We start from the raw sequence: 22,101 nt of genomic DNA on the forward strand, positions 1-22,101 counted from the left end.
ATTTATCTCAGTCCCAGCCAATCTTTTATCTCTTGAATTAACCAAAGACATTCTGGTTCACTCGTTTTAAAATCAAAATCTCCAAATTTGTATTTATCTTCACCCGCTGCAACGATCAGTTTCATTCTTTCTGAAGAATCTTCTCCTCCTTTGGATTGATAAATGTAAACATAAACATTGTGTATGTCTTGCGTGTTTCCATCAAGATATCGGTAACGCTTACCCAAAATACTCCATGTAATTGTAAAAGTATCTCTTTGAAAGTCAACGTTGGTTTCAGTCAGCGGCGCAATCAAGGAACTGAGTGAAAGAATCGAACCAGCTAACAAAATTAAGGGTCCTAAACCTGTTCCCATACTAAATAATCCAGCAAATAGACTAGATGCAGTTAATCCAATTATTAGACTGCAAAAATCTAAAGTTTTTAGGCCTCTTTTGGGAAGTTTGATGTTCAGTTTGCGTGCAGATTTCTTAATTTGAATTCTACTGCTTTGTGGCTTGTGAATTGGAAGATAGGTTTTGGAATTTTGAGGTGTATCGAGTGCTTTTAAAGCTTGACGAGCCGTACTAAATCGCTCTTCTACATCGGGTTCTGTAAGGATTTCAATCCATCTTATTAAATGGGGGTCTATGCTGACGCGATCGCTAAACTGAATCCGCATCTTTCGTTGTGGTAAATCTGCTGGTGGTATCCCTGTCAGTAAATGAATTAAACTAGCACCTAAAGCGTAAAGATCGCTTGCAGGAACGGCTCGACCACCAAACTGCTCCATGGGAGCATAACCATAAGTCCCAATCACGGTAAAAGTGGCTCTTTCTGTAATGGCTCGATCTTGTACGGCTCCAAAGTCAACGAGGTAAATTCGCTTGTCTTCTCCCAGAATTAAATTACTGGGTTTAATGTCTCGATGAAGCACAGCTGGGTTAAGTTCGTGCAAATAGACTAAAATATTTAAGATATCTGTGGCAATTTGGCGAATTTGCTTTTCCGAAAATTTCTGCCCTTGAGTCAGCAACTCCCTCAAGGAGGAACCTGGTATGAAATCCTGAACTAGACCAAACCAGAGAATGCGATCGTCAATAGAAAAATAATCCCGATACTTAGGAATTCGAGGATGGTCTAATTGCTTGAGAATATTAGCTTCTCGCTCAAAAAGTCTCAGACTTTCCCACTGCACTCGATCGCCAAATGTCAGCAGTTTCACAATGACACGTTCGCTTGGCTGTGTTTTTAAATCTTCAGCCAGCCAAGTTTGACGACCGCCATTTTGCCCCAGGTTCTCTTTGAGTTGATAGCGAGTTTGTAATATTTGTCCTACTTCTAGCATCGCCAAATTCCTCTCAACAAAGTCAAATGAGCCTTAAATCAACACTTGTGGCGGATGCGGCTCGCTATCCCATATACCTTTTATAACCTTTGTTTTCTTGAGGTGCTGGTTTCTATCAAAAGTCCAGTACTTAAGCAGAAGCACCAGGGTAAGCGAGCAAGTTATAATTTTTTAGCGGACGAGCGTAACAAAAATTTATGACTAACCCCTTAGTGCAAGCTTTTTTTGTTGGAAGAGCAGTTGCTGAAGTCCTCAGCGAAAAGTTGGAGTTCGCTGTTACCGATGCTTTAAGCGAAGTCGGTAAATGGGATGCTGAACTCAGAGAGCAAATGCGCGAGTTTACAGAAGAAGTCATAGAACGGGCAAACCGGGCTTCTGAAGCGGCTGGTTCTGCTTCAACTTCTTCAGTTCACTCTGAAACTAGTTCGGGACCTGTTGACACACAAGCCAGTATCGACGATTTGCGAGCAGAAATTGCCACACTTCGTACTGAGTTGCATCGGTTTCGGAATCAAAGTAATGCTAATGGCTAATGGCTGATGGCTAATGGCTAATGGCTAATGGCTAATGGCTGATGGCTAATGGCTGGTGGCTGATAGCTGGTGGCTGGTGGCTGATGGCTGGTGGCTAATGGCTGGTGGCTGATGGCTGATGGCTGATGGCTGATGGCTAATGACTGATTGCTAATAACCAAACGACAAGGAAGGGGTCAAAACCAGCGGTAAGCAAAGCATATGGAAAAAGGTTATTCGGATAAGGCATACCGTTGGAATCGGGAAAATTACTCTCGCAGACGGCGCTTTGTGGATATTTGGTCTTTTGTCTTGACTTTGATGTTCAAGCTTTGGCGTTACAACAAGTCTTGGAGTTATCCAGGGGGTGTGACGGAAGCTAAGAAAACTGCAAGACGAAAGGCTCAAGCAATATGGATTCGCAATACTCTGTTGGATTTGGGACCAACTTTTATTAAGGTTGGACAACTTTTTTCTACTCGTTCTGATATATTTCCTGTTGAATATGTCGAAGAACTGTCTAAGTTACAAGACAGAGTTCCCGCTTTTAGCTACGAACAGGTAGAAGCGATTATCGAGCAAGAGATGGGTAAGAAAATTCCCGACCTCTTTCAGAGTTTTGAACCAATTCCTCTGGCGGCTGCTAGCTTGGGTCAAGTTCATAAAGCTACCCTGCATTCGGGGGAAGCAGTTGTTGTTAAAGTGCAACGACCGGGTCTTAAGAAGTTATTTGAAATAGATTTACAAATTCTCAAGGGAATCGCACGTTATTTTCAAAACCACCCTGAATGGGGGCGGGGTCGCGATTGGATGGGGATTTATGAGGAGTGCTGTCGCATTCTTTGGGAAGAAATTGATTATCTCAATGAAGGTCGCAACGCCGATACTTTCCGTCGCAATTTTCGTGATATTGATTGGGTGAAAGTACCGCGAGTTTACTGGCGTTATACTTCGTCTCGTGTTGTGACTTTAGAATATCTTCCGGGGATTAAAATTAGCCAGTATGAAGCAATAGAGGCGGCTGGTTTAGATAGGAAAGAAATTGCCCGTCACGGTGCTGAAGCTTATCTACATCAACTGCTAAACAATGGGTTCTTCCATGCAGATCCTCACCCCGGCAATATTGCTGTTAGCCCGATGGGTGCTCTCATTTTCTATGATTTTGGGATGATGGGACGTATAAAAAGTAATATACGTGAAGGGCTCATGGAAACGCTGTTTGGAATTGCTTCAAAAGATGGCAATCGCGTTGTGAAATCTCTGATAGATTTGGGTGCGCTTGCTCCCGTAGATGATATGGGTCCGGTGCGGCGCTCCGTTCAGTATATGCTGGACAATTTTATGGATAAGCCTTTTGAAAATCAGTCTGTGGCTGCTATTAGTGACGATTTGTACGAAATAGCATATAATCAGCCATTTAGATTTCCTGCTACCTTTACTTTTGTCATGCGAGCTTTCTCAACTCTCGAAGGTGTAGGTAAGGGGTTAGATCCTGAATTTAACTTTATGGAAGTAGCAAAACCATATGCAATGCAGCTTATGACCGATATGAATGGTACAGAAGGCAATAGCTTTCTCAATGAATTGAGCCGTCAAGCAGTTCAAGTTAGCAGTACGGCTCTAGGGTTACCGCGCAGGCTCGAAGATACACTAGAAAAACTAGAACGAGGTGATATGCGGCTGCGAGTTCGGTCTTTAGAAACCGAGAGATTGCTGCGCCGACAAACAAATGTTCAACTGGGAATGACTTATGCTGTTATTGTGAGTGGTTTTACCCTTTCAGCTGCTATTTTATTGTTGAAAGACTATATATGGTTGGCTGCGCTTGCTGGTTTAATCGCAGCTGCTGTTTCGTGGCTGTTGATTCGACTGCTCATGCGTCTCGACCGCTATGACCGTATGTATTAAATTTTGTAGAAACTATATGAAAATTAACTCTACTGGGAAAAGTGACCCAGGACTTATTCGTTCTAATAACCAAGATGCTTACTACATTGACCCAGAAGACCGCTTTTTTATAGTCGCTGATGGTATGGGCGGTCATGCTGGAGGCGAGCAAGCAAGCCGCATTGCTACACAAGAAATTCAAACGTATTTAACAGAAAATTGGAAAGCTCCCAAATCTTCCGAACAATTACTAGAAGAAGCTTTATTAAAAGCAAATGAAGCTATTTTGCTCGACCAGCAACATCACCCCGAACGGGCTGATATGGGAACAACCGTTGTAGCCATCATGTTTCGCGATCCCGAGTTACCTTGGTGCGCTCATGTTGGTGATTCTCGGCTTTACCGTTTCCGTAGCTCTCAATTGGAACAAATCACCGAAGACCACACCTGGGTAGCACGTGCTCTGAAAATGGGCGATATCACCTCAGAAGAAGCTCGTATTCATCCCTTCCGTCACGTGTTATCTCGCTGTTTGGGGCGTGAAGATTTACACCAAGTTGATATCAAGCAAGTTGATATTAAAGCAGGGGATCGTCTGCTTTTATGCAGTGATGGGCTCACAGAAGAACTAGCCGATCAAACTATTAGTTCTTTCCTTGAAGAAAATCCTGCAGTAGATAAAGCAGCGTACTCCCTCATTGAATCAGCTAAAGAGCATGGCGGACACGATAATATAACCGTTGTGATTGTAACGGTTGAGTGATTGGGAATTGAGAAGATTTATTCTTCTCCCCTGTCTTCTTTGTCTCCCCTGTCTTCCTTATTCCCTCCCTGTCTTCCTTGTTCCCAAACCCTAATTATGTTCAGCTTGAGCATTTTTCTGGTTTACAACTTGATACATATATTCTTAAGCCTCCGTAGTTATCGACTTCGGAGGCTTTATTTAAGATGTTTCAGTGTAATTGACATCTTGCACCTAATAAGGTATGGCGCATATAATTCTGATTTACAAGCTCTCGCATTTCTTGTTGGCAGACAGGAGATGCGAGAGGCACCAAAGGAAGACAAAGCTCAGCGATCGAGTTCTTTTGCCCTTGGACTTTATGAGAGTTGGTTTTTGTCCCAACTAATATCAGCCACCCGAAATCCGCTTTAACGGACTTGAGGTGTATATCAGTAGAGTGAGCCGCAAGATGCTCAAAGCGAAAAATTATCCATTAGGGTGTGGGCAATTCCGTCAAACAGTTGTTATCTTTCGTAATATGTAAGAAGAACAATTGTATGGCTAATTAGAGTCAGTACCAGCACACCTCTGGTTTGCTTGACTCTTTCAACTTTACTTATCCTCTTAGGAGATAACTTATGAACCAGCCAATCGAATTGAGTTTAGAACAACAATTCAGCATTCATTCTTTTGCCAGCCAAGTTCAAAACATGAGCCACGACCAAGCAAAGGATTTTTTGGTCAAGCTTTACGAGCAAATGGTTGTCCGTGAAGCTACTTATAAAGAGCTCCTCAAGCACCAATGGGGACTAGACTCTGGTTCCACTTGGGCATAGATTTGTGATGTCGCAGTGGGCGACCTCCTTCTCTTGCTCTGTTCCAAGGAGGAAAGGAGCTGGGGATGCAGGGGCGTCAACTCCGAAGCTAAACCCAAAACTACGAGAGCTTTTATAACGGGTCATTTGCCCCATAAATACCTATCTGCTTGTTAAAAGCAGGAGTATCCTCTTAAGGACTCAATAGCTGTACAAAGCATTTACTAGATTTCAGTATGAGAGGCTAAGGCGACAATTTTATCCAATTGGATTACCCCAATCGGCACACCAAGCATCCACCACTGTTCGCACAGCCTCTAGTCTATCCAAGTTTTACACCCGGTAACTTATCTATTTATATTTCTTATAACTTTCTGCAGCATCTTGTATAGAGGTTTTTAACAATTTGTAATATAAACCATCAAGATTGCTGTAGAACTTATACGAATAACCAAGTATATTTCTCTCAACCTGAAAGGTCAAACGGTGAATCTGTATCGATCGCCTGTATTTTTGCCAAAATTTGGGATTTTATCTTTTCGTACTCAACTTTTAGCAAACTTTTACTAACCTGCGGGTCGGCAGTAGATATTAGGGTTCCGCTAATCTTGACCCAATCTTGCAATCGATAGCGTTGGGCAGATGCAATGCTAGAAAGTAGAACGTGAGCACAGCGGTTTGGTGCTTCTCGAGAAAAGAATAACAAGCGGTATGAACCTGTTTGTCCGAGTAAGTGACTCACTTCCTGTCCAAAAGTAGTTTTTAGGTCTAAGTAATACGGCAACCACTTAGGACCGTGCTTGCGATTGTATATCAGAGTAATCCATAACAACATGGGGTGAGGAGCTGTAATAAAAAGAAATTGATTGTAACGGGTACAGACCAAACGCTTCAAAATTTCTTGTTGTGGTAGCATCACCCATAAAGCAGGAATGACTTCTCCCTCAGGGCTCCGAATGAGCTTTGGAAAAACAATATCAGCAATAGGTTTATTCGCAGGCCATGAAGCTTGTTGTGCAATTTCATCAGTTAGCATTGAGGGCAGAAGGATTGGAGTCCTTTGCTCTGAGCCTGTTTTTACTACACCGGCGTTAGGAGAAAGTGTATTGGAAAGAACATCGCTTTCTGCTTGTGGAACTAGCTGTGGGATGGGTTTGCGAATGCCGTAGCTTTGTTCTAACGAGACTAAAACTTTAAGAATTTCATCAATATTTTGAGGACGGGAACTTGGTGATTTAGCCAAACAACTCAAGACCAAATCTTCCACCTCAAAAGGTACTTGTCGTGCGGGTACCACCTCTGACAGAGGACGCGGAATTTGTTGGTGATGTAATTTATACCAAGCTCCAAAGGAATGGCTGACAGCAACAAACGGCAATTTACCAGTTAGCATTTCATACATCATCACCCCCAAACTATAGATATCAGAACGGTTGTCTAATTCCTTGCCATCCATTTGTTCGGGTGAAGAATAAGCCAAAGTCCCTAAATAATAATTAGTATAATTAGCATCAGACATGAGTAGTTTGGCAATACCAAAATCCAATACTTTTACAAGCTCGCCAAAACTAGCATCTTGGATAACTAGCATATTGCTTGGCTTAATATCGCGGTGAATGATCGGACAAATTTTGCCATCAACTGGGATACCGCTATGGGCGCAATGTAAACCCAAGCAAATTTGGCGTACAATGCTGAAAAACCTTGGTAAAGACAACTGTTGCTTGCGGATGATGTGACTGAGGTTTGTTCCTTGTAAGTATTCCATAACATAGAACGGAGTACCGCTCTCATCTACGCCATAGTCCATCACTCGGACAATGTGGATACTTTTTTGACCTAGTAGAGCACAGGTTTTTGCTTCTCTTTCAAAGCGTTCCTGCACGCGCATTTTTTGGTTTTGAATTGACAGGGCAAGAAATTTAACAGCAACAGGGACACCACCCAACAAAATGTCCTTAGCACGATAAACTCTACCCATTGCTCCGGTACCGATGATGTCCTGAAGCTCGTAGCGTTTGCTGAGTAAGCGACCAGTGTTGGGGTCTGACATAAAAAATTCGACTCCAATATCAAATAATCTTGGGAAATTTCTGCTTTATACACGCCTCCAGAAATTCAAGAGGAGTATGTGTCTGGAGTAAGCTAATCAGACCGATCAATACGCCCAGTCTTTTTTTAGCACCCAGTACTGTAGTTATTTTTTTGAGTTACTATTTATCTTTCCCAATTTTTACCCCTGAAATAACATTGTTAGTGGTTACTAGCACTACTAACCACTAACTGCTATTTGCTCATCACTATCCAGGACTTTGCCTTTCTAAGCTAGCTTCCATAGTACTGGTTAAAAAATGACCTGCTAATATACCACTTGTTAAATAGTAAGTATTATCAGAAACTCGATGTAAGGTTTCAAAACCACTGCGACGTTGGCGATCGCTCAACACCCAATACCTCTGGACAATTGTTTCTAAACCAATCCAGCCTTCCCCTTCTACTTGTCCCAATACATTATGTTGAAGTAAAAAATTATACTGCCGTTCTGCGCGATCCAAACGTCCTCTATACTGTAAGGCAATTTCTGAGTGTTCGGTACCGGGAAACATTAACTTTGTTGCCATCGTAAACCAATTATCTCGATTCCAAGCAACCAAGGTCAAACCTTTGACGCTAATTGGCATACCATTACGTTCCAGCCAGGTTCCTTGTAGAATCCAGCGCCCCGGTTCTAGTAAAAAAGTGTGTGGCACCTTGTATGTTCCTTACTTTGCTCGAGCACCGCCTAGACTGGTCTTGAAACATAGGATGTCTGGCAGATTAAGTACAGTATAGCTATTCTTATTGTTCTACGCTTTGCCATAATTTAGGTTCGATCGTAGGCTTTCGGGAACTCTTCTCTCGAAATACTAACCTAAGTACAGATAGCTCTCGGTGTGCCACTTTTAATTCGCGATTGATTGGGCGTGACTAGTGGTGTTTCTGTACCATCTTGATTTTCTCGCTTCATGACAATGTGTTTGCGATCGCGGGCATACCAGTAGTTTTAGCTGTAGGTGATACAACCTTTCTGGACTACAAAAAAATAGTCGAAAAATGTGATGATTGCGATCCGACAGGGAAGGGTGGCATCTTAATTTATGGGGAAACTTCTCCTAGAAGTACTTCTTGAGGTGCGCCTGTAGCCGTTGGTAGGTTTCCAGGAGTTCCCATGTATCGCCAGTAAGCTAATACGGCAAATGCGATCGCTTCTTTAAAATCAGCACTCAAGCCTACATCATCTGTTGTCATAACTGGTACTGAGCCTAACAGATTTTGGATGCGACTTTTTAAATAGAGATTGCGGCTACCACCTCCACACAGTAGTACTCTTTGCGGCATTTGCGGTAGAAAAGAACGGTAACTATGAACAATCGAAGCTGCTGTCAGTTCTGTGAGAGTTGCCAATATATCAGCAGGGCTGAGTTGATAAGCTTCCGCGTCTTGCAAGCAATTTTGAAGGTAAGAAACTCCGAATAATTCTCGACCTGTAGATTTGGGCGGGGGTAGATGAAAGTAGTCTTGAGTGAGCCATTGTTCTACTAGAGGATGGCAAGGATTACCACTTGCAGCCCAAGCACCATTTTCATCATAGGTTTTTGTCCCAGAAGATAAATGCTCCACTGCCAAATCTAAAAGACTGTTTCCCGGACCTGTATCCCAACCGCGAAGTTTTTCCAACCAATTACTATCACGACGAGGCGGGATATAAGCAACATTACCAATACCACCAATATTTTGGACACAACGACTTTCAGCGAAATCGCTGAGTAAGGCTGCATCTACACGAGGAACTAAAGGAGCACCCTGACCACCCGCAGCAATATCAGCTGCACGAAAATTACTGACAGTTGTCATTCCTGTAAGATGAGCAATCAGCGCCCCACGCCCTAGTTGTATGCTGTAACCAAGAGGGGAGTTAGGAGTAGAAAGTTCTCCCCCTCCTTTTCTAGGTGGTCTGTGATACACTGTTTGACCGTGAGAACCAATCAAAGAAGCTTGTTCTTGACCGAATTGAATGTTTTTTGCGGCTTGAGCAAAGGCACAAGAGATGGCATCATCTAATTCTGCTAACTCTGCCATAGAAAGGGCTTCTCCCGCACAAACTGCTAGAATGCGTTCTCGCAAATGTGTTGGGTAAGGATAAGTTGCGCCAGCAACTAACTCAATCTCAATATCTAAATTTGTTCCAGAAATATCAACTAATGCTGCGTCTATACCATCTACAGATGTACCGCTGATTAAACCTATTACACGCATTTGAATTATGAATTATGAATTATGAATTATGAATTATAGATGCATTGCGATTGGGGTATTTGGGAAAATTTATAATTCTTCTCAATCTTTTTTATCCTTCATAGCTTTTGAGGAATTGCTTTTATCTTCGGAAATAATATGTAAATCGATATTTTTTAGCAATCGCAACAGTCTGTGAGTTAGAGAGCCTTTGAAGAGAAGTTGCCAGCGCGATCGCTGACTTGCACCAATAACTATTTGAGTAATGCGGTATTGTTTGGCTACTTCTGCAATTGACGCAGCCACATCATAACTATTGGTACGAATAAATTGGCCTTCAAATTCCTGACAAAGCTTTTCACAAGTTTCCACATATAAGCTTTCCTGTTTGGTAAGAAAGCGATTTGGCTCAGAAACATACAAACAAAAAAGAGGAGCATTCATATACTTAGATAGTCTAGCTCCTCTCCGTAACAATTGGATTGAATTAGGATAAGTTGATACACAAACTAATACCCTTTCATGAATATTACAAAAATTACCATTTGGATTTTTAGCTACAGCATTTTCCTCAATATTATCTGCAACCTCTCGAAGTGCTAATTCTCGCAGAGCAATTAAATTGCGGCGTTGGAAAAAATTATCAAGCGCTTGTTGAATTTTTTGTGGAGCATAGATTTTTCCCTCTAACAAGCGTTCCTGTAAAGTTTCAGGAGTGACATCAATCGCAACAACTTCATCCGCTTCATCTAAAATGCGATCGGGAACGCGTTCTCTAACCACTACACCAGTAATTCTTGCAACTAAGTCATTCAAACTTTCAAGATGCTGAATATTCATTGTAGAATAAACATCAATACCTGCTTCTAAAATGACCTCTACATCTTGATAGCGTTTTTCTCGAATAGAACCAGGGACATTAGTATGTGCTAATTCATCCACTAAAGCCAATTGTGGTGCTCTAGCTACGATCGCATCTGTGTTCATTTCTGTTAAGACCAAACCACCACGGGGAATTTCTTGACGGGGGATTATCTCCAAACTCTCTGCTTTTTGTGCCGTTTCTTTGCGTCCGTGAGTTTCTAAAAGCCCGATGACCACATCAATTCCTTCATGTTTGAGTGCATGGGCTTCTTCCAACATCCGGTATGTTTTACCAACTCCCGGAGCCATCCCAATATAAATTTTATGTTTACCTCGCCTTATCGGGCTGAGGTCATTAGGAATAGCAGATAATAGTTGGTTTTGATTGGAAATGTCATTTTTCATTATATTTGCTAATGGCTAATTGCTAATGGCTAATTGCTAATGGCTAATTGCTAATGGCTAATTTTTCTAGCTATTTTACTTAATTTTTAAAATATACATAGGGAATCTACCCTTGTATGCGTATTATTTGCACAAAAAGGAGTGACTTTGTGCCATCCCACCATATTAAACTTTTGGTTTGCAATGGCTAACCTACAGTAATGAAATTTTTTCATAAACACGCGTGCTCTGAGCTCAAGCCCCAACCCTTTAGGGCGGGGTAACGTACTTAAGGATGGCTGTAGTTGTTGGGTTTTAATTTCTACAATGAGCCATTAGCTATTAGCTATTAGCTATTAGCTATTAGCCAATTACCTATTTTGCTGACGGTTAAACTCATCTAAATCTAAAGCATAATTCAACTTTAAAACATTCACCCCAGGCTCGCCAAAAATACCTAAAAATTTTCCTTCTGTAAATCTATTTATAAAAGGCAAAACTTCATCGGGTCGAAGGTTGCGGGCGCGAGCAACTCTTTCCAATTGTTCGCGTGCTGCTTTGACTGAAATATGAGGATCTAAACCAGAACCAGAAGCATAAATCAAATCAGCGGATGGTTGAATACCTGCATCTTTTAGCTGAGCGATCTCTTCAGAAATTCGCTTAATTAAGGCAGGATTTCCCGGAGCTAAATTGCTAGCCCCAGATATACCAGTTGGTTTTGCATCTTTGCCTTGGCTGTATTCTACTGCACTAGGACGAGAACGAAAATATCGTTCTGATGTAAATTGTTGACCGATTAAAGCTGAACCAATTTGCTCACCCTGAATATTCTGCACAATGCTGCCATTCGCCTCATTAGGAAAGGCAAATTGACCTACTGCTAGTATGACTAATGGATAAACAATCGCAGTCAACAACCAAAGAATTAAAGTAAGACGAATTGCTTTAGTAATTTCTTTAATAATAAACATAAAAATTAATAATCATTGGAAATAGGGGAAGGTGGGTCTCCTCTAGGGATAAGGGAACCATGAGGATTGGGTATTGAGGTAGACATATCTTAGTCTTTAGCCCCAATCCTTAGCCCTCAGTCCCTACTTATACCACTCCTGCTACAGTTAGCAATATATCAATTAACTTAATTGCAATGAATGGTGCAATTACACCTCCCAAACCGTAAACAAAAATATTTCGTTGTAATAATTGATTAGCTGTTAATGGTCTAAACTTTACACCTGTTAGTGCTAAAGGAATCAATGCTGGAATAATCAAAGCGTTGTAAATCAATGCTGCTAGTACGGCTGAATTTGTACTGGTTAGTTTCATAACATTTAAACTTTGTAGATTTGCGGCAGTAAATAAAACTGGGATAATCGCAAAATATTTAGCAATATCATTGGAAATGGAAAATGTCGTTAAAGCTCCACGTGTCATGAGGAGTTGTTTGCCAATAGTCACAATATCAATTAGCTTTGTGGGATCGGAGTCTAAATCTACCATGTTGGCAGCTTCTTTTGCTGCTTGAGTTCCTGTATTCATGGCTACACCAACATTTGCTTGAGCAAGCGCCGGCGCATCATTAGTTCCGTCACCCGTCATCGCTACTAGTTTCCCCTCTTCTTGTTCCTTTTGAATGACGGCAATTTTGTCTTCTGGGGTTGCTTCAGCAATAACGTCATCGACTCCTGCTTCTTTTGCTATGACAGATGCTGTTATGCGGTTGTCACCAGTGAGCATGACAGTTCGGACTCCCATTCGCCGCAACTGGTCGAAACGTTCTCGAATACCGGGTTTGATGATGTCTTTTAAATAAATCACACCATATATTTCGCTATCTAAAGCTACGGCTAACGGTGTTCCCCCCAGTTGTGAGACTCTTTCGTAGGCTATATCAAGTTCTGCATTACCGTTTCCATTACGGGAACGTACAAATCCTTTGATCGCAGAAACTGCACCTTTACGGGCTTGACTCCCATTTGGTAAATTTGTACCACTCATGCGCGTTTTTGCGGAAAACTCTATTGCTTCTGCTTGGTCTCGTTGAAAATGAATCGTTGCTCCCAATCTTTCCGCAAGCCTGAAAATAGATTTGCCTTCAGGTGTATCGTCAAATATGCTCGCTGCTAAAGCAACATGGGCGATTTCTTCCATGGAATGACCGTTAATGGGGATAAACTCTTCAGCCAATCGGTTACCCAAAGTAATCGTACCTGTTTTATCAAGGATTAGGGTACTCACATCACCACATGCTTCTACCGCCCTTCCGGAAGTCGCGATTACGTTAAACTGGGCAACTCGATCCATTCCCGCAATCCCGATCGCACTGAGCAATCCTCCAATAGTAGTGGGGATCAATGCTACCAATAGCGCTACTAAGATGGCAATATTAATGGAGTTTCCCACGTATCCCGCGATCGCGGGAATTGTCATCACGACGAACAAAAAGACTAACGTCAAAACTGCTAGCAGTACCGTTAGAGCAATTTCGTTGGGTGTTTTCGTTCTTTCAGCGCCTTCCACCAAAGCAATCATCCGGTCAATAAACCCTTTACCTGGCTCTGCTGTAATTCGGATAATTAGTTCATCAGAAATAATCTGCGTACCACCAGTTACAGAACTTGCTACATCCGATCCCGTTTCTTTAAGGACAGGCGCAGACTCCCCGGTAATTGCTGATTCATCAACACTAGCAACACCCATAATGACTTCCCCATCAGCAGGGATGACATCACCAGCAACTACGTAAACCGTATCACCTGTTCTTAAGGTAGTCGAAGAAACTTCTGCGATCGCTCCATCATCACCGAGTTTTTTAGCAACTGTTTCTGACTTCGTTGAACGCAGCGCATCCGCTTGTGCCTTACCCCGCCCTTCAGCAACTGCTTCAGCAAAGTTAGCAAATAAAACAGTAAAGAATAAAATACCTGTTACCAATCCGTTAAAAAGACGCAAGTTATTGCCTGTAACAGGACCAAACAGGTAAGGATCGACAGTCACCAATAAAGTAATGAGGGTTCCAACCCAAACCAAAAACATGACTGGGTTTTTAATTGCGTATTTGGGATTTAGCTTGACAAAAGCATCTTTTATAGACCTGAGGTAAATTCCTTTTGTGCGAACCTTTGATTTTTTACGTGGGTGGCGACGTTCACTTCTACGAGAATACGGTGGTCTGGGTGTTGAGTCCATAATGGTGAGTGGTGAGTAGTTGCTGGTGAGTGGTTGGTGGTTGGTAATTGTTAGTGGGAGCAAGGCGTTGCACCCGTACAGTAGTTGGTGGAAATACAACTAACTACTAACAATTAACCACTAACAAAATTATTTAAGATTAAGCCCTTCAGCTATAGGTCCTAAAGCTAAAACGGGGAAAAATGTCAGTACCCCCAAAATTAAAATGACTCCTGCGGTCACTGTTGTAAATAGGGTGGTATCTGTTCTGAGAGTTCCTGGCGTTTCTGGCACTGCTTGTTTGCGTGTCATACTATCGGCTAGCAGTAGAATAGCGATAATTGGCACATAACGCCCCATTAACAAGCTCACGCACGTGCTTAAGTTCCACCATAAAGTACTATCGCCCAACCCTTCTAAGCCCGAACCATTATTGGCACTGGCTGAAGCATATTCATAAACAACTCGTGAAATATTGTGAAATTCAGGGATGCCCGTATATCCTGGTGGGGGAACTTGAAAGCCTAAAGATGTAGGAAATCCCAAGGCAATAGCACTGGGGATCAACACTGCAATTGGGTGAATCAGCAGGACTACGCTACTGAGAATGATTTCTCGCTTTTCTATTTTGCGCCCTAAAAATTCTGGTGTCCGTCCTACCATTAGCCCAGTTAGGAACACAGCGAGAATCAAGAAAATGAATAGGTATGCTGTTCCGGTTCCCTGACCGCCCCAGACTATTTGTAAAAACAAGCTGAGCATTGTGGAAAAAATTCCCGGTGGCATTAGGGAATCGTGCGTCCCGTTGACAGCACCACACATAGTTCCTGTTGTCGTAATTGCCCATAGCGCTGTTTGCGCCCACCCAAATCTAATCTCTTTTCCTTCTAAATTGGGCTGTGCTTCCAATGCTAATGCTTCGCTGACTGTGGGATTGCCTTGATATTCGCCAATGGCTGTTATACCAATCAAGACAACATAAATAACAAAGACCATCCAGAATAACCGCCACGCTTGTTTGGTATTATTTGCAAACAATCCGTAAGTAAAAATCAGTCCAGATGGAATGCTCAGCATGGCAAGGGTTTCTATGAGATTGGTAACACTGCTTGGATTCTCATACGGGTGTGCTGAGTTTGCACTAAAAAAACCGCCACCGTTTTCTCCCAACTGTTTGACGATCTCAAAAGACGCTACCGGTCCTCTAGCAAGATACTGTATACCTCCATCTAAAGTTGTTAATTCTAAAGGTCCATTCATTGTTTGCGGTACGCCTAAAGCTAGTAATACGATCGCTCCCACTATTGAGATTGGTAGCAATATACGCGTGATAGAACGCGTGAGATCGACGTAGAAATTTCCTAGTGGTTTCCCTGTCAGACCTCGTATAAAAGCAATTCCTACTGCTAATCCCGTAGCGGCTGAGGTAAACATTAAAAAACCCAAAGCGGCTGTTTGACTGAAGTAACTGAGAGTGGTTTCTCCTGAGTAATGTTGCTGGTCTGTATTGGTTAAAAATGAAATAGTTGTGTGTAGGATAATGTCCCATTTAGGAGCAGCTAATTTTGTAGGATTCCACGGTAAAAATTTCTGAAGAGCAAGGAAAAAACAGACTACAATTCCCATAAAAAGGTTACTGTACAGCAACGCTCTGATATACTGCCAACCCGTCATAGTCTCTTGTCTGGATATCCCTGCTAATAAATATATAATTCGTTCTAAGGGATTCATGACGGGATCGAGTAGCATTTTTTCTCCCATAAAGACACGGGCTATGTATCTACCGAATCGCGGTGCGATCGCTATTATGATACAGAGTGTCACTCCTATTTGCAAAAGTCCTTGTCCCATATATTGAGTCGCAATTATTATGTGTACCTATCTAAATAAATCACTCAGAATTGAATGCTTTTATCCTTTATCCTTTTTTACTGAAGTGCTTCATTGAGTCGCACGACAGCTTCTACTAAATACTTGGAAGAATTCATGACACGCACACTGCCTGAAGCATTTTCTGTTCGACTAATACAGTGCGATCGCACAATATAAATTTTGACTGCATGAATTTCCTAGATAATTTTACATCCTAATTTTTTTACTTGTAAGACTTACGTATAGCTCCCTTTTTTTGGCAACCCTGTATACACAGATCGGATTGGCTCCCCTGAATCCTCCTTATAAAGATGACTGCGTGCATGCGAGATGTTTTGACGCTTGACCCAATTTATATTCAGGATTTTTACAGTGAGTGACCCCGTTTATAGCGATCGCTCACTTGAATGCAATAGAGTTCTCGTAGAGTCGGTATTTGATCCGCCTAAAACGAGGGACACGCCCCGCAGTCGCCTCAACAGAGGTTCCCCTCGATGAAGCGCTGCTCTCCATTCCACAAGACCATTATTAATGTATTGCAACCAACTAAAAACCGCTATAAATAAAGAGTTTTGAACTTTTGTTTAGATTTTCCTCAAACTCGCAAAATTATGTAATCGCTATAAGTGCTTTTTCCATATTTCTATAGTGGCTGGATTCATCCTTCATATCAAGTCCGGCTAAATGCCCATAATAAAACTTTCTCCCTTGTCCCCGTGTCTCCTTGTGTCAGAGTCTATCCCAACTACGGGTATACAGCAGGACATGATATCAGGTATCACTCAGAATGCATACAGTATGCTTTTTAACGGGAGATGGAGAAATCTGCAACGTATGAAATCCCCAAACTACTGTTGAGGTTGTACTAACCATGACTTGGAAAATTGTCAATATTTTCTAGAAATATTCCCATTTTAGTATGAATTAATACTAATACAACTCAATCGTTCTTGGCTGGAGAAATTTATTAACGTCTGAAAAAGGTTAATAAAGGAGATTACCCAATTATTTGCGTGTCATTTTCATCATGGTCAACTTTAGTATATTTTCTGGGACTGAAAGTGAAATTTTTGACTATAACTTTTATTAATCTTCAAGAAATGCGTTGAACTGCACAACAGCTAGTTAACAGTCCAACCAAAAATTCCCTTTCAGATAAATATTAAAGGATATATCTGTGGCAACTACTACTTTTAAACCCGGAGATATTGCTATCGTAGGTTATGTAAGTAACGGTAACCCCGACCTGTTCTCATTCGTTAACCTAGTTTCCATTCCAGCAGGTACTATCATTTACTTTACAAACAATGGTTGGACGGGTACTGGCTTCAATGGTGTAACTTCTACTAATGCTGTTGGTGGCGAGAACTTAATTCGATTTACCGCCGATTCTGATATTGCAGCTGGTACAGTTATTCGCAATACAGATACTTCTTCCAATTTCACTTGGACTAACTCAGGCGCAATTGGCGCAGGCGGTGATTATGGAGACCTTTCCTTAAAGGAGTCTGGAGACCAGATTGCAATTGTGCAATCAACCGACAGTACAAACCCTCTATCTAATTTCACATCTATCTACCAGATTGATAATACGAATTTTTTTGAGAATGCAAATAGCACAACCACTGGTAGCATCGTTGCAGGATTGTCTGAAATTAACAAGACAGCAGTGCTTCTCAAGAACCAAGCAACTTCTGGAGTATTTGACTTACGGATATTTTCTAGCGGAACTAAGCAGGAATGGTTAGAGGCTATTAGCAATTCCTCAAACTGGAAGTTTGGTAGCGACACCTCCTTACCCTCTGGCAATATCACTGTTTCTCAAACTCCCAATAATCCTCCAACTGCTACAGACAGTGTTGTTACCTTTAGTGAGGATACAGCTTACACTTTTACTACCGCTGACTTTAAATTTGCCGATCCTGACAGTGGAGATACACTGAAATCAGTAGTTATTACCGTACTACCAACGAAAGGTCAGCTGTTCTTGGATAATGACAATGATGGTAACCAAGGCACTAGCGAAGCGATCGCGCAAAACCAACTTATCCAAGTTGCCGATTTTGGCAAGTTAAAGTTCAAACCTGCTGAGAATGCTAATGGTGATAACTACGCTAGTTTCCAGTTTAAGGTGAATGATGGCAAAGGCATAAGTACCTCAGCGTATAAGATGACGCTGAATGTGACTCCTGTCAACGATCCTCCAACTGCTGCCAATGGAACCATCAATCTTAGCGAAGATAGTGTTTACGCTTTTACCAACGCTGACTTTAAATTTACAAGTATTGATAGTAATGATTCGCTACAAGCAGTACAAATTACCCAACTTCCCAGTGCGGGTCAGTTGTTCTTGGATGAGAACAATAATGGTAACCAAGATGCGGATGAAGCAGTTACTCCAAACAAGGCTATACCAGTTGCTGAGCTTAGCAAACTGAAATTTAAACCAGCCAGTAATGCCAACGGCGATGGCTACACGAGTTTCCAGTTTAAGGTAAGTGATGGTACTGAGATGAGCGCTTCAGCTTACACGATAACAGTGAACGTGGCTGCTGTAAACGATGCGCCGACTGCTGAAAACAATACTGCCAGTTTGAACGAAGATAACGCCTACACGTTTAGTGCGGCTGACTTCAAATTTCAAGATGCTGATACCAGTAACACTCTACAATCAATACAAATTACTCAACTCCCTACTTTTGGTCAGTTGTTCTTAGATGGGAATAATAACAACCAACAAGATACTGGCGAAGCTATTATTACCAAAGGCGACACGATACAAGTGTCTGCTTTAGGTAACCTAAAGTTTAAACCTGGTACTAACGGGAACGGGGATAATTATTCTAACTTTCAGTTTAGAGTCGGTGATGGCACAGATTTCAGTGCTTCAGCTTACACCATGACATTTAACGTTGCTGCAGTCAACGATGCACCCAGCTTTATTATTGGAGCAGATCGAAGTGTAGATGCATCTGTGGGAGAGCAAAGAGTTGATGCTTGGGCAACAGGATTTAATCCGGGGGGCGGTACTGATGAATTAACACAGAGCCTTGTTGCATATAACATCGTGAGCAACAGCAATTCTGTTATATTTGCAGTTGCTCCTACGATTGATACGACGGGTAAACTTACTTATACTCCTGCAGCCAGTTTAGGTAAAACGGGTACTGCCATTATTGGTGTGACCGTTCAAGATAATGGAGGTACAGATAAGGGCGGGATAGATACTTCAACAACTCAATTTTTCAAGATTACTGTTAATAGCAACATTGCTGCTAGAGATGTTGTGATTAATGAAGTTGCTTGGATGGGAACTAGTGCTGATAGTAACGCTGAATGGATCGAATTGTACAACACCACAAGTCGAGATATTGATTTAGGCGGTTGGACGCTCAAATCCAGCAGTGGCGGTTTGAATATTACTATTCCTACAGGAACTGTCATTAAAGGCGGTCAATATTTCTTACTTGAAGGTGGTAATGATGAGACTATAAAAGATATTTCTGCCGATCTCATCTTTACAGGAACGTTAAGCAATGACGGAGAATCGCTAACTCTTAAAACACCAGATAACGTTGAGATCGATACTGCTAATGGCTCGGGCGATGTATGGCCAGCAGGAGTTTATGCAACGAGTTCTCCCAATGTCGGTATTAGCATGGAACGTATTAATTCTAAACAAGCTGATACTGATAGTAATTGGCACAATAATAATGGTGTAAAGCGTAATGGGACTGATGCTAATGGCAATCCTGTTTATGGAACTCCAAAAGCTGCTAATTCTTTTTATATTCCACCTGAAGTCATCGTTAATTTAGATCCTAATTTGACAACAACAGAAGGAGGCAGTACAACATCTTTTACTGTAAAATTAAGGACAATTCCAACTGCTGATGTCACTATCAAATTAAATAGTTCTAATTTACAAGAAGGACAGCTTTCTACAAACTCTTTGACCTTCACTCCTAATAACTGGAATATTCCACAAATTGTCACTATTACCGGGCAAGATGATAGTATGGTAGACGGTAATACTGACTACAAAATAGTTTTAGAACCAACTATAAGTACCGATCCAAATTACAACAATATCAATCCTGAAGATATCACCCTCATTAATAATGATAACGATATTTTAACCGTTCAAATCGCAACTTTACAAAGCAATGTAAGTGAAACAGGATCGAACCAGAGTTCATTCCGCATCACTCGCAATAGTATTCTTGGCGATCTAACAGTCAAGCTTGTTGCTACCGGAACTGCCAATCAACAAGATTACTCTCTTTCTACTAATGGATTATCAGTGGTAATTCCGAAAGGACAAAGTTTTGTTGATGTTAACTTCACGGCTATTGATGATACCATTCCTGAGTTAGAAGAAACCGTACAATTTACTTTAGCTTCCGATAATCAATATAAAGTCGATCCAAGTAAGAGCAGTGTGGCGCTAACAATTGCGGCAAATGACCCTATTTCCTATAGTCTTTTTACAACAACCACTAAAGTTACAGAAAATGGGAACCCACAACTGACTTTTGATGTGACTCGCAGTGGGGGTATTGGAATAGGAAGTACTGTCGATTATGCTTTTAGTGGAATAGCAGTTTTTAATAAGGATTACAACAACGTACTATTTGCTGGAACTCCAATTACCCCAAGTGGAACTTTAAGCTTTGCACCAGGAGAAACAACAAAGAGTATAACGCTAAATATTGTTGATGACAGCGATTTTGAAAATCAAGAAGATCTCGTCCTCACGCTGAAAAACCCCAATCTAAAAGCACCCCCAGAAAGTTCCCAAATTAGTCAAGCAGAAGCGATTGTCTCTATTACTGATAATGATTCTAAACCCAGGATTAAGATTGAGGATTTCACTATCAAAGAAGGTAAAACTGCATTGATAACAGTTAGTTTGTCTCAGGAAAGTTATGAGCAAGTTACGGTAAACTACAAAACGACTGATGGAACAGCTAAAGCTGGGAGTGATTACAAGAGTATTGACTTAACCCCACTGATTTTTAACCCAGGAGAAGTTAGTAAAACTATTGAGGTTGTCGCATATCGCGATTTTGAGTTTGAAGAATCAGAAACATTCTTAGTGGAACTTAGCAATGCCAGAAATGCTTCTATTGAGAAGAACCAAGCTATCGGTACTATTAGTATTCCAAATCTGGTTCAGGATACATCCAATGTTAACTATTTAATAGGAACTGATGAAAGCGATCGCATTCTTGGTGCTGATGGTGATGATATAATTATCGGTGGCTTGGAAGGCGATGAGATTGATGCTGGTGAAGGTAACGATACTGTATTTGGTGACTCAATTAATAGTGTAGCAAACAGCACATCTTACTTGAAGGATATCATCAAAGGTGGTAATGGTAGCGATCGCATCTTTGGTGGGGATGGGGATGATGTACTGTACGGTGAGTCTGGTGATGACTGGATTTGGGGTAACGACGGTCAGGACCGACTTTGGGGCGGTGCTGGAAACGATTACCTAACAGGAGGTCTGGGAAATGATACCTTTGTTTTGGCTGCTAATGAAGGAACTGATACTATCACCGATTTTCGTGTAGGAGAGGATGGCATTGGCTTATCTGGAAGTTTGACATATTCTGCTTTGACCGTCCGTCAAATCCTTGACAACACCTTTATTTTTGACAATTCCAACCAAAAAATTCTGGCAATTCTAAATGGTGTTCAAGCAGCAACTCTGCAAGAGTCAGTTTTCACTCCAGCAGTTTAGCGCTCTCTGTGTTGCTGAAGTCCTCGCTCCGGTGGCTCCCTCCGCCTGGGAAGGCATGTTTGGAGGTTTTGCCTCAATTGTGTCACCGGGAGACAAAGCCCAAAACATCCATACATTCATTTCAGCTAAACCAGCCGCCAGCTGGGGTGCGTGAGCCAAAGGAGATTTAATTTCTGTTTTCTTACTTGTATAAAATAATTTACTTATTCTTGGAGTTACTACTTGCTTAACTTTGCAGCCGAGACTATTTTTTTTCAGTACAACTACGCTAGTTGTTAGCTTATATACAGCATAAATTGTGATGTAGACCGAAAACCGTAACTTCTACCAAACTGTATGGAGGTAAGGATGGTTAGGTTTACTGCTGTTCTGATATTGGGGCAGAATGCTTCGCGCAAAAGAAAATTCTGTGCTTCAACGTTGCTCTGATGTTAGCTCCAGCAATTGCTACGCAAACAAAGTAATAAGACTATTTCTTTGAGTCAGCAGGTATCTGTTTTGACTCTAATTTCTATTGGGA

Annotated in this window: 14 protein-coding genes; 5 read left to right on the forward strand and 9 right to left on the reverse strand. The window is 41.5% G+C overall.

Translation table 11 applies throughout. From position 1 onward, the window contains the following. Positions 1-2: 2 nt before the first annotated feature. On the reverse strand, positions 3-1,328 hold the full coding sequence (locus HC643_RS13765; protein ID WP_038073877.1) for a serine/threonine protein kinase: 1,326 nt from the start codon (positions 1,326-1,328) through the stop codon (positions 3-5). 197 nt (positions 1,329-1,525) lie between these two features. Here HC643_RS13765 and HC643_RS13770 point away from each other — a divergent pair, with 197 nt between their 5' ends. After that, on the forward strand, positions 1,526-1,861 hold the full coding sequence (locus HC643_RS13770) for a DUF6825 family protein (protein WP_038073885.1): 336 nt from the start codon (positions 1,526-1,528) through the stop codon (positions 1,859-1,861). Between the two features lie 17 nt (positions 1,862-1,878). Here the strand turns inward: HC643_RS13770 and HC643_RS13775 are convergent, their stop codons facing one another. Further along, the gene (locus HC643_RS13775; protein WP_153021460.1) at positions 1,879-2,022 is read right to left on the reverse strand and encodes a hypothetical protein; all 144 of its coding nucleotides are present in this window, start codon (positions 2,020-2,022) and stop codon (positions 1,879-1,881) included. Between the two features lie 40 nt (positions 2,023-2,062). Here HC643_RS13775 and HC643_RS13780 point away from each other — a divergent pair, with 40 nt between their 5' ends. The 3 genes from HC643_RS13780 to HC643_RS13790 all read left to right on the forward strand — a co-directional run bounded on the left by HC643_RS13780 (position 2,063) and on the right by HC643_RS13790 (position 5,287). Beyond that, on the forward strand, positions 2,063-3,748 hold the full coding sequence (locus tag HC643_RS13780; protein WP_038073887.1) for an ABC1 kinase family protein: 1,686 nt from the start codon (positions 2,063-2,065) through the stop codon (positions 3,746-3,748). 16 nt (positions 3,749-3,764) lie between these two features. Next, positions 3,765-4,490: a Stp1/IreP family PP2C-type Ser/Thr phosphatase gene (locus tag HC643_RS13785; protein ID WP_038073890.1), complete on the forward strand. Its 726-nt coding sequence runs from the start codon at positions 3,765-3,767 to the stop codon at positions 4,488-4,490. Positions 4,491-5,089: 599 nt separating this feature from the next. Beyond that, on the forward strand, positions 5,090-5,287 hold the full coding sequence (locus tag HC643_RS13790; protein WP_038073892.1) for an NblA/ycf18 family protein: 198 nt from the start codon (positions 5,090-5,092) through the stop codon (positions 5,285-5,287). A gap of 445 nt (positions 5,288-5,732) precedes the next feature. Here HC643_RS13790 and HC643_RS13795 read toward each other — a convergent pair whose 3' ends face one another. The 7 genes from HC643_RS13795 to kdpA all read right to left on the reverse strand — a co-directional run bounded on the left by HC643_RS13795 (position 5,733) and on the right by kdpA (position 15,811). After that, entirely contained in the window at positions 5,733-7,319 is a 1,587-nt protein-coding gene (locus HC643_RS13795; protein ID WP_038073895.1) for a serine/threonine protein kinase, read from the reverse strand. 247 nt (positions 7,320-7,566) lie between these two features. Further along, on the reverse strand, positions 7,567-8,016 hold the full coding sequence (locus HC643_RS13800; RefSeq protein WP_038073896.1) for a hypothetical protein: 450 nt from the start codon (positions 8,014-8,016) through the stop codon (positions 7,567-7,569). Between the two features lie 385 nt (positions 8,017-8,401). Next, positions 8,402-9,562 carry an anhydro-N-acetylmuramic acid kinase gene (locus tag HC643_RS13810; protein ID WP_038073898.1) on the reverse strand — a complete coding sequence of 387 codons (1,161 nt, stop codon included), beginning with the start codon at positions 9,560-9,562 and terminating at the stop codon, positions 8,402-8,404. Positions 9,563-9,643: 81 nt separating this feature from the next. After that, complete coding sequence (locus HC643_RS13815; RefSeq protein WP_038073900.1) at positions 9,644-10,810, reverse strand: universal stress protein; 1,167 nt, start codon at positions 10,808-10,810, stop codon at positions 9,644-9,646. A gap of 350 nt (positions 10,811-11,160) precedes the next feature. Continuing rightward, positions 11,161-11,763: a K(+)-transporting ATPase subunit C gene (kdpC, locus tag HC643_RS13820; protein ID WP_038081433.1), complete on the reverse strand. Its 603-nt coding sequence runs from the start codon at positions 11,761-11,763 to the stop codon at positions 11,161-11,163. A gap of 127 nt (positions 11,764-11,890) precedes the next feature. After that, complete coding sequence (kdpB, locus tag HC643_RS13825; RefSeq protein ID WP_038081435.1) at positions 11,891-13,981, reverse strand: potassium-transporting ATPase subunit KdpB; 2,091 nt, start codon at positions 13,979-13,981, stop codon at positions 11,891-11,893. A gap of 129 nt (positions 13,982-14,110) precedes the next feature. Further along, entirely contained in the window at positions 14,111-15,811 is a 1,701-nt protein-coding gene (gene kdpA, locus HC643_RS13830; protein ID WP_038081436.1) for a potassium-transporting ATPase subunit KdpA, read from the reverse strand. A 1,198-nt stretch (positions 15,812-17,009) separates the two neighbouring features. Between kdpA and HC643_RS13835 the strand changes: the two genes are divergently transcribed. Continuing rightward, positions 17,010-21,581, forward strand: coding sequence for a Calx-beta domain-containing protein (locus HC643_RS13835; RefSeq protein WP_038081438.1), 4,572 nt, complete (start codon positions 17,010-17,012; stop codon positions 21,579-21,581). Positions 21,582-22,101: the final 520 nt, after the last annotated feature.

Origin of the sequence: Tolypothrix bouteillei VB521301, from assembly GCF_000760695.4 — a bacterium.
Classification (GTDB): Bacteria; Cyanobacteriota; Cyanobacteriia; order Cyanobacteriales; family Nostocaceae; genus Scytonema; species Scytonema bouteillei_A.